This window comes from Streptomyces sp. NPDC032198 (assembly GCF_040636975.1).
In the GTDB taxonomy this organism is placed as follows: Bacteria; Actinomycetota; Actinomycetes; order Streptomycetales; family Streptomycetaceae; genus Streptomyces.
Map to the genome: position 1 here is coordinate 102,448 of NZ_JBEZVL010000006.1, position 14,989 is coordinate 117,436.

Consider the following 14,989-nt stretch of genomic DNA (forward strand, 5'->3'; position numbering starts at 1 on the left):
TCTTACTGACCAGTAAAAACCGTGGGTAACACCAAACCGGGGAGGCGCAATGAAGCGCATCAGACGCGGCCACCAGGGCAGGCTTCGTGGCACGTTCGCGGCGGCTGTGGCGATGGCGGCGGTGCTCGGCACCGTCGCGGGCACGCCCGCGCAGGCGGCGGACGGTACGGCCCGGGGGAGCGCCGCACCCGCGGCCCCCTCGTCCACGCCCCTGTCGCCCGAGCTGGAGAAGATCCGGGCGGCCGAGGCCACCAAGCTCTACGGCGACCCGGCCGAGCGTCCGCTCGCCGACCGCAAGACCGGGCTGATCTCGCTCGGCGACAGCGAGATCTCGGGTGAGGGCGTCGGCACGTACGAACCCGGCACCGACGGCCCCGACAACTGGTGCCACCGCTCCCCGGACGCCGCCATCCACCGCACCGGCATCCCCGCGGACGTGACGTACAACGTCGCCTGCTCGGGTGCCCAGACCGCGAACATCAAGATCGGCGGGAGCAAGCAGTACCCCGACGAGCTGGTGCAGAGCGACAACCTCGCCATCAAGGCGCGCAACACGAAGATCAAGGCGGTCATGCTGGTCATCGGGGCCAATGACGACCTCGAGTTCGCACCGGTGATGACCGACTGCGTGACGCGCTTCCTGCTCAGCCAGGGCTCCTGCGCGGGCAAGTACACCCCCGGCTGGCAGGCGCGGGTCGACGCGCTCGTGCCCAAGGTCGAGCAGTCCATCCGCGACCTGAAGACCGTCATGAAGGACGCGGGCTACGCGGGCGACGACTACAAGCTGGTCGTCATGGGCTACCCGAGCCCGATCGGCCCGGACTTCAAGGACAACCCCGCGTTCCCGGGCAAGCTGGTCTGCGGCGGCCTCGGCTACGACTCCGACACCGAGTGGGGCCGCAACTACGCCGTCCCCGCCTTCGAGACCGGCATGCGCAAGGCGGTCAAGGCCGCGGGCGCGACCTACCTCGACAACTCCCGCCTCTTCCACGGCCACGAGGTCTGCATGGAGGACACCTGGGCGCGCGGTCTCTACGTGGAGCTCTCCAACCCGTTCCCGCCGGACTCCAATTCGGTCCGCCAGTCCTTCCACCCCAACGCCCGCGGCCACGCGGCCTTCGCCTCCTGCCTCACCCAGCTCTACGACTCGGGCTGGAGCGAGGGCGGTTGCGCGGACCCGGCGAGCACCGGCAGCCCGAAGCTCTACCAGGGCGGATGGGACGACGCGTACAAGCCGCTGAAGAACGCGGGCACGGGGACGTGCGTGGACGTCGACGCCTCGAAGAGCCGCAACGGCACCAAGGTCCAGGGCTGGGACTGCACCGGCAACCGCAACCAGACCTGGTGGTACGACGGCGGCGCCGGTGGCCGGCAGTCGCTGCACACCGGCCTGACCCAGGACCGCTGCCTCGACGTCCCGGGCACCGCGAAGGAAGGCACCGCCGTGACGCTGTGGAACTGCCACGGCGGCGCCAACCAGAAGTTCGTGCGTGAGGCGGGGACCCTGCGGCCCGCCGACGCGAGTGGGCTCTGCCTGACCCTGGCGGGGGCCAAGGAGCCGCTGCGGCTCCAGAAGTGCACGGGGGCGGCGAACCAGCGGTTCGCCTGAGCTCCCTGAGCTCCCTGACCTACCTGGCGGGCCTGCTTCTGCGGGTGTGTCGTGGCTGGGCGCGCAGTTCCCCGCACCCCGGACGGGGCCCTCTCCAGCGAGAGGGCCCCGTTCCCGTGCTACGCCAGGCCCGGGCCGCGGACCGGGATGGTCGTGAACGTCGGCTCCGGGGCCGGGTTCTGGAAGAAGTCGTTGCCCTTGTCGTCGACCACGACGAACGCCGGGAAGTCCTCGACCTCGATCTTCCACACGGCTTCCATGCCGAGCTCCTCGTACTCGACGACCTCGACCTTCTTGATGCAGTCCTGGGCGAGACGCGCGGCGGGGCCGCCGATCGAGCCCAGGTAGAAGCCGCCGTGCGAGCCGCAGGCGGCGGTGACCTGCTGGGAGCGGTTGCCCTTGGCGAGCATCACCTTGGAGCCGCCCGCCGCCTGGAACTGCTCCACGTAGGAGTCCATCCGGCCGGCCGTCGTCGGGCCGAAGGAGCCGGAGGCGTAACCCTCGGGGGTCTTGGCGGGACCGGCGTAGTAGACCGGGTGGTCCTTCAGGTACTGCGGCATCTCCTCGCCCGCGTCGAGCCGCTCCTTGATCTTGGCGTGCGCGATGTCGCGGGCCACGACGAGGGGGCCGGTGAGCGAGAGGCGGGTCTTCACCGGGTGCTTGGTGAGCTCGGCGAGGATGGCGTCCATCGGCTGGTTGAGGTCGATCTGGACGACGTCCGACGCCTCGTCGAGATGCTCGTCGGTGGTGTCCGGCAGGAAGCGCGCCGGGTCCGTCTCCAGCTGCTCAAGGAAGACGCCCTCGGCGGTGATCTTCGCGGTCGCCTGGCGGTCGGCCGAGCAGGAGACGGCGATGGCCACGGGCAGTGAGGCGCCGTGCCGGGGCAGGCGCACCACGCGCACGTCGTGGCAGAAGTACTTGCCGCCGAACTGCGCGCCGATGCCGATCTTCTGCGTCAGCTCGAAGACCTTCTCCTCGAGATCCTTGTCCCGGAAGCCGTGCCCGGTCGGCGAGCCTTCGGCGGGCAGCTCGTCCAGGTAGTGCGCGGAGGCGTACTTCGCGGTCTTCAGGGCGAACTCGGCGCTGGTGCCGCCGACGACGATCGCCAGGTGGTACGGCGGGCACGCGGCCGTGCCCAGGGAGCGGATCTTCTCCTCCAGGAACTTCATCATGGAGGCCTCGTTCAGGACGGCCTTCGTCTCCTGGTAGAGGAACGACTTGTTGGCCGAGCCGCCGCCCTTGGCCATGAAGAGGAACTTGTAGGCGCCGCCGTCGGTCGCGTACAGCTCGATCTGGGCCGGGAGGTTCGATCCGGTGTTCTTCTCCTCCCACATGTTCAGGGGAGCCATCTGCGAGTAGCGCAGGTTCAGCTTCGTGTACGCGTCGTAGATGCCGTGCGAGAGCGCCTTCTCGTCCTCACCTTCGGTGAGGACGTTCTGTCCGCGCTTGCCCATGACGATGGCCGTGCCGGTGTCCTGGCACATGGGGAGCACGCCGGCGGCCGCGATGTTCGCGTTCTTCAGCAGGTCGAGGGCGACGAACTTGTCGTTGCCCGACGCCTCCGGGTCGTCGACGATGCGCCGCAGCTGGGCCAGGTGTGCGGGCCGCAGGTAGTGCTGGATGTCGTGGATCGCCTCGGCGGCGAGGGTGCGCAGCGCCTGGGGTTCGATCTTGAGGAACGTCCGCCCGTCGGCCTCGAAAGTGGAGACACCCTCGGAGGTCACCAGCCGGTACGGCGTGGTGTCCTCTCCCAGCGGGAGCAGATCGGAGTACTCAAACTCTGGCATTACGGCCATTCCTCACTCGGCAGACAGCGGCGCGGCCTCCATTGGCGACGCGCAACCAGCGTAGAACGCCCGAAGCGGGCCGGGTCTGTGAGGTAAGGCTCAGTAGGGTTCGGTCGTTCACAGGGCCGGTCGTTCACGGGGTTCGGTCGTCCACAGGGGTAGTCGCGATCTATCGCGTTTGGGTACGGTGAGTGGTGTGGACCTAGAGAAGCGCCCCCAGCAGACCCACCCGGAACCGCCGCGGCCGGCAGGCCTGCGCGCGTCGGACGCCGACCGGGACCGCACGGCGGACATCCTCCGCGAGGCACTCGCCGAGGGGCGGCTGACCGCCGAGGAGCACGGTGAGCGCATCGACGGGGTCTACCGCGCCAAGACCATGGGTGAACTGGAGCCGCTGGTCAGCGACTTGCCCGCGCCGAGCGGCGCCGCGTATCCGACCGTGACGCCCGAGCCCGTCCCCTCCCGGCCCTCGGACGGGGTGGTGCCCCCGGTCGCCGACGAGAACCTGGTCGCGGTCTTCAGCAGCTCCGTCCGCAAGGGCCGCTGGCGCGTGAGCCGCCGTACGCACGTGTACGCGATCTTCGGCAGCGTGGAGATCGACCTCAGCGAGGCGATCTTCGAGCAGCGCCAGGTCGTCATCAGGGCGGTCTCCGTCTTCGGGAACGTCGAGATCCGCGTCCCGGAGAACATCTCGCTGCGGGGCAACGGCACCGGCGTGCTCGGCAACTTCGAGGTGGACACGCTCGATTCGGCCGAGCGGGACGCGCCGGTCGTCTTCGTCGACGGCTTCGCGGTCCTCGGCAACATCGAGGCGAAGCCGAAGCGGGGCAAACTGGTCCGGGATCTGCACAAGCAGCTGCGCAAGCATCTCGGCCACTGAGGGGCACATCCGGCCACTGACGGCGCGAACTTCCGTACATCGGAACTCAGTGCATAGGCGTGTGCACAGCGGGTAGAGCTTGCTGCATCGTCTCTCGCTCGCGAAGCCGTCGTCAGGAGTAGACCCGTGCTGCAGCCGTCGCATCAGTCCCTGCAGGTCGCCGCTGTTCCGGCCCAGCGGGAACCAGTGCGAGATCGGAACCAGGACTCGCCATGGCACACCGAGGCGGTGTGCCGCCGAGACGAGGCCGGGCTGTTCTTCGCCCCGTCCAAGGAGCCGACCGCCTCACGCCTGTCCCGGGAGGAGGCCGCGAAGCGCGTCTGCGGCGGCTGTCCCGTGATGGTCGAGTGCAGGGAGCACGCCCTGCTCCAGCCCGAGCCGTACGGCGTCTGGGGCGGCCTCACGGCCGCGGAGCGCCGCGTGGTGCTCGCCAGGCGGCGCCGGCGCGAGGTGGAGCTCAAGAAGACCGCGCACACGACGGCGGGACCGATCGCCGCCGCGGGATAGCCCTTCGTAAGCGTTCGTAAGCGACGGAGGGGGCGTCCCCCGCACGGGGCGCCCCCTCCGTCGTGCGCAACTCGCGCGCTGTGCAGCCTACTTGGCGCGACGGTGCTGCCTACTTGGCGCGGTCGAAGTCGATGGCGCTGTAGGCGCGCAGCTTCGCGAGCCGGTGGTCGGAGTCGATCTTGCGGATCGTGCCCGACTTGGAGCGCATGACCAGGGACGAGGTCGAGGCCGTCTCCGCGGCGTAGCGCACGCCCTGGAGCAGCTCGCCGTCGGTGATGCCGGTCGCGACGAAGAAGACGTTGTCCCCGCGGACCAGGTCGGTCGTCGACAGCGTGCGGTCCAGGTCGTGGCCCGCGTCGAGCGCGCGCTGGCGCTCCGCGTCGTCCTTCGGCCACAGCTTGCCCTGGATCACGCCGCCCAGGCACTTGATCGCGCAGGCCGAGATGATGCCCTCGGGGGTGCCGCCGATGCCCATGAGCATGTCGACGCCGGTGCCCTCGCGCACCGCCATGATCGAACCGGCGACGTCGCCGTCCGAGATGAACTTGATGCGCGCGCCGGTCTCGCGGATCTCCTTGACGATGCCCTCGTGACGGGGGCGGTCAAGGATCATGACCGTGACGTCCTCGGGCGAACGGCCCTTGGCCTTGGCGACGCGGCGGATGTTCACGGAGGCGGGCGCGTTGATGTCCACGTAATCGGCGGCCTCGGGGCCCGTGACCAGCTTGTCCATGTAGAAGACCGCGGACGGGTCGAACATGGCACCGCGGTCGGCGGCGGCGAGCACGGCGATGGCGTTCGGCATCCCCTTCGCGCACAGGGTCGTGCCGTCGATCGGGTCGACGGCGATGTCGACCTCGGCGCCGGTGGTGTCACCGATGCGCTCTCCGTTGAAGAGCATCGGGGCCTCGTCCTTCTCGCCCTCACCGATGACGACGATGCCGTTCATCGAGACGGTGGAGACGAGGGTCCGCATGGCCCTGACGGCGGCGCCGTCGGCGCCGATCTTGTCGCCGCGGCCGACCCAGCGGCCCGCGGCCATGGCGGCGGCCTCGGTGACCCGGACGAGCTCCAGGGCGAGGTTGCGGTCGGGAGCCTCGGGAGAGACTTCGAGCTCGGAAGGGAGATGATGCTCGGTCATCGGAGCGCACCTTTCTGCTGATACGACGACGGCCGGATGAGGGTGTGGCACGACTCTATCCGTAGGCCGACAAAATGAGCAGAGGGCCCCACGCATGAGCGGATCGGACGCTTGGGGGCCACCGGGGGGAAGGTCGCGTCCGCCGCCTGAGACCATGGGGGAGTGGCAGGCAGACAAGGCAAGCAGACCGTACGGAACATGCTGTGGTCGATGGCGGTGATCGCTCTCGTCGCCGGCGCGATGTACGTGTTCATCCCGCACGACGACTCCAAGAGCCCCGTCAAGCGCGTCGACTACAGGGTCGAGCTGCTGAGCGCGCGACGGGCGGCGGCCTATCCGGTGGCGGCCCCCGAGGGCCTGGCCAAGACGTGGAAGCCGACGTCGGTGCGGTTCGACGGCACCAAGGGCGATGCCTGGCACCTGGGCTTCCTCGCCCCGTCCGGTGAGTACGTCGTGGTCAAGCAGTCCACGGCCAAGCCGTCCAAGTTCATCGAAGAGGCCACGCAGCGGGCCGAGCGGACGAAGGTCACCGAGGAGATCGGCGACCAGACGTGGCACCGCTACAAGGGGCAGACGTACGACGCCCTGGTGCGCGAGGACAAGGGCGCGACGACGGTGGTCGCGGGCACGGCGTCGTTCAAGGACCTGACGGAGATGGCGCGGGCGCTGAAGACGTCCTGACGTGACGCGTCGATGGTGTGAGGTCCGGACATGAGTGAGGGCCCCGGCGTGGTCGCCGGGGCCCTCACTCATGGGTGTTTCAGGGTGTCTCAGACGGTCTCGATGACCTGGTCGAGCTCCAGGCGCGGGGAGCGCGGGAACCAGGCGTTCTCGGCAGGCTTGCCGATGTTGATGACCATCAGCGGGGTGTGGTCGCCGTCCAGGAACTCCTTCTGGACACCGGCGGCGTCGAAGCCGGTCATCGGGCCGGCGGCCAGGCCCGCGGCGCGCACGCCGATGATGAAGTAGGCGGCCTGCAGCGCGGCGTTGAGGTGCGCGGCACCTTCACGGGCCGGGCGCTCCGAGAAGAAGACGTCCTTGGCCTGCGGGAAGTGCGGGAACAGGGCCGGCAGCTCCTCGTGGAACTCGTTGTCCGCGGAGAGGATCGCCACGAGCGGGGCGCTCGCGGTCTTCGGCTGGTTGCCCTCGGCCATGTGCTGGACCAGGCGCTCGCGGGCCTCGGGGGAGCGGACCAGCGTGATGCGCAGCGACGACAGGTTGAAGGCGGTCGGCCCGAACTTGACCAGGTCGTAGATCGCCTGCACCTGCTCGTCGGTCACCGGCTCATCGGTGAAGGAGTTCGCGGTGCGGGCCTCGCGGAAGAGCAGGTCCTGCGCGGCGGGGTCAAGGACGAGAGACATGGATCAACCTTCTCGGTGCGTGCGTGGATCAGCTTGCGTCACCGACCGTACGGCGTTGCGGTTTAAGTTTCAACCAAATCCGGCGGTTGGTGATCCGCTTCACAACGCACCAGGTCATGGCGGGGTGGCTCAGGCGTCGTCGCCGTCTTGGTCGCTGTCGCCGTCGCCCCCGGCCAGGGCCGCGTCCAGGCGGGCGCGGGCGCCGTCCAGCCAGCGGCGGCAGACCTTCGCCAGCTCCTCGCCGCGCTCCCACAGGGCGAGCGACTCCTCGAGGGTGGTGCCGCCCGTCTCCAGGCGGCGTACGACCTCGATGAGCTCGTCCCGCGCCTGCTCGTAGCCGAGTGCGTCCGCCGGGCCCGTGGCCTCGTCCGTCTTGCTGGTCATGTGCCCCACCCTAAATGTCGGTTCGTACGGCGGATTCTGCGGATTCTGCGGTTTCTGCGGACTCCACGGCTCGTACGGTGAACTCGCCCTCGGCGACCCGGGCCCGCAGCTCCTCGCCGGCGGTCACGTCGTCCGAGGCCCGTACCACCGCGCCGTCCGTCTTCTGCAGCACCGCGTACCCCCGCTGGAGCGTCGCGGCGGGGGAGAGGCCCACCACGCGCGCGTGGGTGTGCGTCAGCTCCGACTCGGCGCGGTCGAGGAGATGCCCGAGCGTGCGGCGGCTGCGGTCGACGAGCGCCGACACCTGCTCCTCGCGCTCCTCGATCATGCGGTGCGGATTCTCCATGGAGGGGCGGGCGAGGGCGTGCGCCAGGCCGCGGTCCTCGCGGTCCAGGAAGGCGTCCATGCAGCGCCGGGCCCGGTCCCGCAGCCACCGCACGCGCTCGTACTCCTCGCCGACGTCCGGCACGACCTTCTTGGCGGCGTCGGTCGGGGTGGAGGCACGCAGGTCCGCCACGTAGTCGAGCAAAGGGTTGTCCGGCTCGTGCCCGATCGCGGAGACGACGGGCGTCCGGCAGGAGGCGACGGCCCGCACGAGCTGCTCGTCCGAGAACGGCAGCAGGTCCTCCACGCTGCCGCCGCCGCGCGCCACGATGATCACGTCGACGGTGTCGATCGCGTCAAGATCCTTCACGGCCTGGACGACCTGCGGCACGGCGTGCACGCCCTGCACCGGGACGTTGCGCACCTCGAAGCGGACGGCGGGCCAGCGGTGCCGCGCGTTCTCCAGGACGTCCCGCTCGGCGGCGGAGGCGCGGCCGGTGACGAGCCCGATGAGCTGCGGCAGGAAGGGCAGCGGCTTCTTCCGGTCGGCGGCGAACAGCCCCTCCCCGGCGAGGCTCTTCTTCAACTGCTCGATGCGCGCGAGCAGTTCTCCCACGCCGACGGGCTTTATCTCCACGGCCCGCAGGGACAGCTGCCCCCGGGGCGCGTACCACTCGGGCTTGGCGTGCACGACGACTCGGGCGCCCTCGGAGACGACGTCCGCGACGGCGTCGAACACCTGGCGGTAGCAGGTGACGCTGACGGAGATGTCGTGCGAGGGGTCGCGCAGCGTCATGAAGACGACTCCGGCGCCGGGCCTGCGGGACAGCTGGGTGATCTGCCCCTCGACCCACACGGCACCGAGCCGGTCGATCCACCCGCCGATGAGCCGCGACACCTCGCCGACGGGCAGCGGAGCGTCCGCGGACGTGTTCAAAGCCATGCGCCGAGCGTATCGGCACCCTCTGACACGGCTGCGTTTCTGCCCCGGCGAGGGGGCGAGCGTTCCCTGTTCCTACGCCGAGGACCGGACCCCGAGTTGGGGGTGAGCGGGCGGGAGACATCCGCCGCGAAGCGGCGGCCTAGGACTCCCCACGACGAGCCCGCTGCCCAAAGAGCACGGCAAGCCCCACGACGAGCCAGATCGCCCCCACCACCTGCGCGGACCCGGCAGCCTCGACGATCACGGCGATCGTGATGGCCGCCCCCAGCAAGGGGACCAGGATGTGCCGCCACCAACTGACCGCCCCGCCCCGCTTCTGCACGGCGAACCACCCCACGACACTCGCATGCAGAAGCACGAACGCGGTCAAGGCCCCCACATTCACCACCGAGACCAGGTGATCCATCCCGTCGTCACGGCGAGCCGCCCACACCGCGGCGACCATCGTGATCACGGCCGCACACAGCAGCGCGACCCGAGGCGTCCCGGAGTCGGTCTTCGACAGGGCCCCCGGCAGCCGCCGGTCACGCGCCATGGCGAACAGCAGCCGACCCGCCGCGGCCTGCCCCGCCAGCGCCGCGAACGCCGCCCCGATCGCCTTGCTGACGGCCACCAGGTCGTGCAGCCAGTCCCCGACCGCCGAGTCGACCGCATCGTAGAAAGCGGACCCCTGCTTGGCCGGCTCGGCGGCCAGCCGCGCCGACGACATCGGCTCCAGGAGCGCCACCAGATACGTCTGGGCGATGAAGAGGACACCCGCGAGCGCCAGACAGAACAGCACCGCCCGCGCCACCTTCGCCGAGCCCCCCGTCACCTCCTCCGCGAACGAGGCGATCGCGTCGAAGCCCAGATACGAGAGCACCGCCACCGACACCGCCCCCACCACGGCACCCAGCGCGAACGCTCCCTGCGAGCCGTCCCCGCTCAGCGGCGACAGCCAGTCCCGCCGCGCCCCGTCCTGCGCCAGTACGACGATCGCCGACACCACGAAGACGAGGAGGACCACGATCTCCATGGCGAGCACCAGGAACCCGACCCGCGCCGCCGCCCGTACGCCCCACAGGTTCAGCGCGGTCGTCACCAGGACCGCGATCGCCGTCCACACCCACCGGGAGACGGAGGGCACGAGCGCCTCCATCGCGATCCCGGAGAAGAGATAGGCGACCGCCGGGATGAGGAGATAGTCGAGCATCGCCATCCACCCGGCGATGAACCCGGGGCCGTTGCCGAGCCCCACGCGCGCGTAGGCGAAGACGGAACCCGCCTGGGGGACCACCTTCACCATCTGGGCGTAGCTGAAGGCGGTGAACGCCATCGCGATGGTGGCGATGATGTAGACCAGCGCCACGGCGCCGTGCGACTTGGCGTCGAGCGTCCCGAAGACTCCGACCGGTGCCATCGGGGCGATGAACAGCAGACCGTAGACGACGAGATCACGGAAGCCGAGGCTGCGCCGCAGCCCGTCGCCCTCGGCGGCGGTGCCGGGGTGGGCACCGGTCGTCGCGTCTGAGTTGCCGGAGTAACCGGACATCGTGCCTCCGTAAGTGAACGCAGGCCTCCAGTCTCCCCAAGAAGCCGATCTTTGACGCGCTGGGCTCGGCCTTACGATGGGGGCATGACTGCTTCGACTCCTGCCCGCCGAGTCCTGCTCGCCGCCCCCCGCGGCTACTGCGCGGGTGTGGACCGTGCCGTGATCGCCGTCGAGAAGGCCCTTGAGCAGTACGGGGCCCCGATCTACGTACGCCACGAGATCGTCCACAACAAGTACGTGGTGCAGACCCTGGAGAAGAAGGGGGCCATCTTCGTCGACCAGACGGTGGAGGTTCCCGAGGGCTCCATCGTCATGTTCTCCGCGCACGGAGTGGCGCCGACGGTCCACGCGGAGGCCGCCGAGCGGAAACTGGCGACGATCGACGCGACGTGCCCCCTGGTCACGAAGGTCCACAAGGAAGCCGTCCGTTTCGCCAAGGACGACTTCGACATCCTCCTGATCGGGCACGAGGGCCACGAGGAGGTCATCGGCACGTCCGGTGAGGCACCCGACCACATCACGCTGGTCGACGGCCCCGACGACGTCGCGAACGTCGAGGTCCGCGACCCGGACAAGGTCGTCTGGCTCTCCCAGACCACGCTCTCCGTCGACGAGACCATGGAGACGGTCGACGCACTCAAGGTCAAGTTCCCGGGCCTGATCTCCCCGCCGAGCGACGACATCTGCTACGCCACGCAGAACCGCCAGATCGCGGTGAAGAAGCTGGCGGAGGACGCCGAGCTGGTCATCGTCGTCGGCTCCAAGAACTCCTCGAACTCGATCCGCATGGTCGAGGTCGCCCTGGACGCGGGCGCCCCCGCCTCGCACCTGGTCGACGGCGCCGACGAGATCGACGAGGCCTGGCTGGAGGGCGTGACCACGGTCGGCCTCACCTCGGGCGCCTCCGTGCCGGACGTCCTGGTGGACGGCGTCATCGAGTGGCTGGCCGAGCGGGGCTACGGCGACGTGGAGACGGTGAAGACGGCCGACGAGTCGATCACCTTCTCGCTGCCGAAGGAGCTCCGCCGCGACCTGCGCGCCGAGGCCGCGGAGCTGTCACAGAAGTAACGCGGAGCTCAGGCGCTGGCCGTACGGTGGGTCTCATGCAGATCTTCGGTGTGGACATCGGCGGATCAGGGATCAAGGGCGCTCCCGTTGACCTGAACCGTGGAGACCTGGCAAAAGAGCGGCACAAGGTGCTGACGCCGCAACCGGCCACGCCCGACGGCGTGGCCGACAAGGTGCAGGAGGTCGTCGAGCACTTCGGCTGGACGGGCCCGGTCGGCGCCACGTTCCCCGGTGTGATGACCGGCGGCACGGCGCGCACGGCGGCCAACGTGGACAAGAGCTGGATCGGCACGGACATCCAGGGCCTGGTCTCGGACCGCCTGGGCGGCGTCCCCGTCACCGTCCTGAACGACGCGGACGCGGCGGGCGTGGCCGAGATGCACTTCGGCGCGGGCCGCGGCCGTACGGGGACGGTCATCCTGCTCACCCTCGGCACGGGCATCGGCAGCGCCCTCTTCACCGGCGGCCGCCTCGTCCCGAACACCGAGCTCGGCCACCTGGAGCTGCACGGACACGACGCGGAGAAGAAGGCGTCGTCCAAGGCCAAGGAGGACGAGGACCTCGACTGGGAGCACTGGGCGCACCGCGTGCAGAAGTATCTGGCGCACGTGGAGATGCTGTTCTCGCCCGAGCTCTTCATCATCGGCGGCGGCGTGAGCCGCAAGTCCCACAAGTTCCTGCCGCTGATCAAGGGCATCCGGGCGGAGCTGGTCCCCGCTGAGCTGCAGAACAACGCGGGGATCGTGGGCGCGGCGATGGCGGCGGCGGACAAGGTGTAGCGGCACGCCGTTGTCCGTGGCGCATGCCTCCTGCGCGGTGGGCTACGCGGTGGGCATGCGCTTCTTGGCTCCCTGGGGACGAGGCCGGGGCCCGGTGGCGGCAAAGGACGCGGCCCGGGCCCGGCGCCGCTGTCCCATGAGCTTGACGCGGCGCACGGTCACGATCAGACCGGCGGCGAGCGTCCCGGCGTACAGCCATCCCGCGTGCAGCGCGAGCGATGTGATCAGCCCCATGAAGTGGCCGCCGAAACCGCCGCCGTTACCCCCGGAGATCGGCACGAGGCCGACGGCGAAGGCGATCGGCACGGCCACCGGAGCGGTCACCAGGTCGGCGGGCCGCACCCAGAACGCGGTCAGCACGCTCACGGGCAGGAAGAGCACGCCGTACGCGACGCCCGAACTCCCGAAGAGCAGCCACAGCAGACAGGCGAGCAGGAACATCGCCGCGGAACAGAAGAGACCGCTGCCGAGCCCCGTGAGCCGCGGGTTCGGCATGCCGCGCAGCGTGCGGTAGAGGGGCAGCGCGCGCAGTTTGCGTACGAAGGGCGGGAGGGGGCGGCGGGGGCGGGACGCGGCGCGGTAGACCGCCGCGCCGTCGCCGGGCCTGCCCTGCGGGGGCAGGGGCGCGGTGCGTCGCGGCCGGGCCGGAGGCTGGGGGGGACGCGTCCTGTGTTGCTCCACCGGACCAACCTAGGTCGAGCCATACCGATAATCCTGCCTGGGACACGCCCTTTGGCCGACCTTGGCCATGCGTTCGACAGGAGAGCGGTACGCCGACGAGGGCGGGGCCCGCACGCCGTAGACTGGGGGATCGCCCTACGGTCGCTTCGGCCCTCCGGGCCGTCCACCCACAGCACTCACGTACGGGAAGTCGCAACGTGTCGCTCACGATCGGAATCGTCGGTCTGCCGAATGTCGGCAAGTCGACCCTGTTCAACGCCCTGACCAAGAACGACGTCCTTGCGGCCAACTACCCGTTCGCCACGATCGAGCCGAATGTCGGCGTGGTCGGCGTCCCCGACCCCCGCCTCACCAAATTGGCCGAGATCTTCTCCTCGCAGAAGGTACTCCCGGCGACGGTCGACTTCGTCGACATCGCGGGCATCGTGCGCGGCGCGAGCGAGGGCGAGGGCCTGGGCAACAAGTTCCTCGCGAACATCCGCGAGTCGGACGCGATCTGCCAGGTCATCCGTGCCTTCAAGGACGAGAACGTCGTGCACGTGGACGGCAAGGTCTCGCCCAAGGACGACATCGAGACGATCAACACGGAGCTGATCCTCGCGGACCTCCAGACGATCGAGAAGGTCCTCCCGCGCCTCCAGAAGGAATCGCGCATCAAGAAGGACGTCGCCCCGAAGGTGAAGGCGGTCGAGGAGGCCCAGGCGATCCTGGAGAAGGGCGACACCCTCTTCTCGGCGGGCATCGTCCAGGGCTCGGGCAAGGAAGAACTCCTCCACGACCTGCACCTCCTCACCACGAAGCCGTTCCTCTACGTCTTCAACGTGGACGAGGACGAGCTGACGGACGACGAGTTCAAGGCCGCCCAGAGCGCCCTGGTCGCCCCCGCGGAGGCGATCTTCCTCAACGCCAAGCTGGAGTCGGAGCTCGTGGAGCTGGAGGAGGACGAGGCCCTCGAACTCCTCCAGTCGGTGGGCCAGGAGGAGCCGGGCCTCGCCACCCTCGCCCACGTGGGCTTCCGCACCCTCGGCCTCCAGACGTACCTCACCGCCGGCCCCAAGGAATCCCGCGCCTGGACGATCCCCCAGGGCGCCACGGCCCCCGAGGCCGCGGGCGTGATCCACACGGACTTCCAGAAGGGCTTCATCAAGGCCGAGGTCATCTCGTTCGAGGACCTGGTCGAGACGGGCTCGGTCGCCGAGGCCCGCGCGAAGGGCAAGGCGCGCATGGAGGGCAAGGAGTATGTGATGCAGGACGGGGACGTGGTGGAGTTCCGCTTCAACGTGTAGTTGAGGCGTCGCCGCACGTTCGATGATGTCGTCGAATGTGCCATGCGGAAGGGGTCGGGCTCCGAGGAGTCCGACCCCTTCCGCGATCCCGTTTTCAGCTGCTTCGGGGCGGTGTGAGCTTGTCGAGGTTCAGGCTGATCTCGAAAGGCACCGGGCGCTGGAGGGTGCCCCGGAAGATGCCGGCGGGTGCGTAGGCGCCGGTGGGTTCGTCGAGCTCGTAGACGTGTACGGCGGGTGCCCCGTCCTTGTCCTCGATGCACCAGTAGTGCGGGATGCCGGCGTCCGCGTACTTGCGGAGCTTTACTGTGCGATCGCGATGGGCGGTCTCGGGGGAGACGGCCTCGATGACGAGCTTCACGTCCTCCGGGGCGTACCAAGTGCGGTCGGGGTCGTAGGACAGGTCCGTCAGCAAGAGGTCCGGCTCGGGACGATTGCGGGCGTCGAGGCGGATCGTCATCTCCCGCTCGACCTCGAAGCCCGTCGGCGCCTGCGCCATGAGCGTGGTGGTCAGAGCTGTGACGAGGCGGCCGTGCCACGACCGCTGCGGGGACATCATGAAGACGAGGGCCCCGTCGATCAGCTCCGTGTGGCGGGGTGCCTCGGGGAGGCGGTCCAGGTCCTCCGCGAACCAGCCTTCCGCGCGAGGCGGGCGCATCCAGTCGGGCAGTGCGGTCATGGGACACCCCTAGTGATTGTGGCCGTCACGGG

Annotated in this window: 15 protein-coding genes; 7 read left to right on the forward strand and 8 right to left on the reverse strand. The window is 69.6% G+C overall.

Annotated elements, in window-relative coordinates:
* Positions 1–49 precede the first annotated feature (49 nt).
* Positions 50–1,609, forward strand: a complete 1,560-nt coding sequence (locus AB0E78_RS17210; protein ID WP_361833002.1) for a ricin-type beta-trefoil lectin domain protein — start codon at positions 50–52, stop codon at positions 1,607–1,609.
* Positions 1,610–1,728: 119 nt separating this feature from the next.
* On the opposite strand, the gene AB0E78_RS17215 is transcribed toward AB0E78_RS17210, so the two are convergent.
* Positions 1,729–3,396, reverse strand: coding sequence for a fumarate hydratase (locus tag AB0E78_RS17215; RefSeq protein ID WP_361833004.1), 1,668 nt, complete (start codon positions 3,394–3,396; stop codon positions 1,729–1,731).
* Between the two features lie 196 nt (positions 3,397–3,592).
* Between AB0E78_RS17215 and AB0E78_RS17220 the strand changes: the two genes are divergently transcribed.
* Both AB0E78_RS17220 and AB0E78_RS17225 read left to right on the forward strand, forming a co-directional pair.
* Entirely contained in the window at positions 3,593–4,276 is a 684-nt protein-coding gene (locus AB0E78_RS17220) for a DUF1707 domain-containing protein (protein ID WP_361833006.1), read from the forward strand.
* A gap of 126 nt (positions 4,277–4,402) precedes the next feature.
* The gene (locus tag AB0E78_RS17225) at positions 4,403–4,783 is read left to right on the forward strand and encodes a WhiB family transcriptional regulator (protein ID WP_361833008.1); all 381 of its coding nucleotides are present in this window, start codon (positions 4,403–4,405) and stop codon (positions 4,781–4,783) included.
* Between the two features lie 109 nt (positions 4,784–4,892).
* On the opposite strand, the gene glpX is transcribed toward AB0E78_RS17225, so the two are convergent.
* Positions 4,893–5,924 carry a class II fructose-bisphosphatase gene (glpX, locus tag AB0E78_RS17230; protein WP_361833009.1) on the reverse strand — a complete coding sequence of 344 codons (1,032 nt, stop codon included), beginning with the start codon at positions 5,922–5,924 and terminating at the stop codon, positions 4,893–4,895.
* 162 nt (positions 5,925–6,086) lie between these two features.
* Here glpX and AB0E78_RS17235 point away from each other — a divergent pair, with 162 nt between their 5' ends.
* Positions 6,087–6,605: a DUF4245 domain-containing protein gene (locus AB0E78_RS17235; RefSeq protein WP_361833011.1), complete on the forward strand. Its 519-nt coding sequence runs from the start codon at positions 6,087–6,089 to the stop codon at positions 6,603–6,605.
* Positions 6,606–6,694: 89 nt separating this feature from the next.
* Here the strand turns inward: AB0E78_RS17235 and AB0E78_RS17240 are convergent, their stop codons facing one another.
* From AB0E78_RS17240 to AB0E78_RS17255, 4 genes are all read right to left on the reverse strand, one after another.
* Positions 6,695–7,285, reverse strand: coding sequence for a malonic semialdehyde reductase (locus AB0E78_RS17240; RefSeq protein WP_361833013.1), 591 nt, complete (start codon positions 7,283–7,285; stop codon positions 6,695–6,697).
* A gap of 129 nt (positions 7,286–7,414) precedes the next feature.
* Positions 7,415–7,669 (reverse strand): exodeoxyribonuclease VII small subunit, encoded by a 255-nt coding sequence (locus tag AB0E78_RS17245; RefSeq protein WP_361833015.1) that lies wholly within the window; start codon positions 7,667–7,669, stop codon positions 7,415–7,417.
* Positions 7,670–7,679: 10 nt separating this feature from the next.
* Complete coding sequence (xseA, locus tag AB0E78_RS17250; protein ID WP_361833017.1) at positions 7,680–8,936, reverse strand: exodeoxyribonuclease VII large subunit; 1,257 nt, start codon at positions 8,934–8,936, stop codon at positions 7,680–7,682.
* A 139-nt stretch (positions 8,937–9,075) separates the two neighbouring features.
* Positions 9,076–10,467: an APC family permease gene (locus AB0E78_RS17255; protein WP_361833019.1), complete on the reverse strand. Its 1,392-nt coding sequence runs from the start codon at positions 10,465–10,467 to the stop codon at positions 9,076–9,078.
* 84 nt (positions 10,468–10,551) lie between these two features.
* Between AB0E78_RS17255 and AB0E78_RS17260 the strand changes: the two genes are divergently transcribed.
* Together AB0E78_RS17260 and ppgK are read left to right on the forward strand one after the other, a co-directional pair.
* The gene (locus tag AB0E78_RS17260; protein ID WP_361833021.1) at positions 10,552–11,535 is read left to right on the forward strand and encodes a 4-hydroxy-3-methylbut-2-enyl diphosphate reductase; all 984 of its coding nucleotides are present in this window, start codon (positions 10,552–10,554) and stop codon (positions 11,533–11,535) included.
* Between the two features lie 35 nt (positions 11,536–11,570).
* Positions 11,571–12,314: a polyphosphate--glucose phosphotransferase gene (gene ppgK, locus AB0E78_RS17265; protein ID WP_361833023.1), complete on the forward strand. Its 744-nt coding sequence runs from the start codon at positions 11,571–11,573 to the stop codon at positions 12,312–12,314.
* 42 nt (positions 12,315–12,356) lie between these two features.
* Here the strand turns inward: ppgK and AB0E78_RS17270 are convergent, their stop codons facing one another.
* On the reverse strand, positions 12,357–12,995 hold the full coding sequence (locus AB0E78_RS17270) for a DUF6542 domain-containing protein (RefSeq protein ID WP_361833025.1): 639 nt from the start codon (positions 12,993–12,995) through the stop codon (positions 12,357–12,359).
* Positions 12,996–13,192: 197 nt separating this feature from the next.
* Here AB0E78_RS17270 and ychF point away from each other — a divergent pair, with 197 nt between their 5' ends.
* Entirely contained in the window at positions 13,193–14,281 is a 1,089-nt protein-coding gene (gene ychF / locus AB0E78_RS17275) for a redox-regulated ATPase YchF (RefSeq protein WP_361833027.1), read from the forward strand.
* A 94-nt stretch (positions 14,282–14,375) separates the two neighbouring features.
* Here ychF and AB0E78_RS17280 read toward each other — a convergent pair whose 3' ends face one another.
* Positions 14,376–14,957, reverse strand: a complete 582-nt coding sequence (locus AB0E78_RS17280; protein WP_361833029.1) for a Uma2 family endonuclease — start codon at positions 14,955–14,957, stop codon at positions 14,376–14,378.
* Positions 14,958–14,989: the final 32 nt, after the last annotated feature.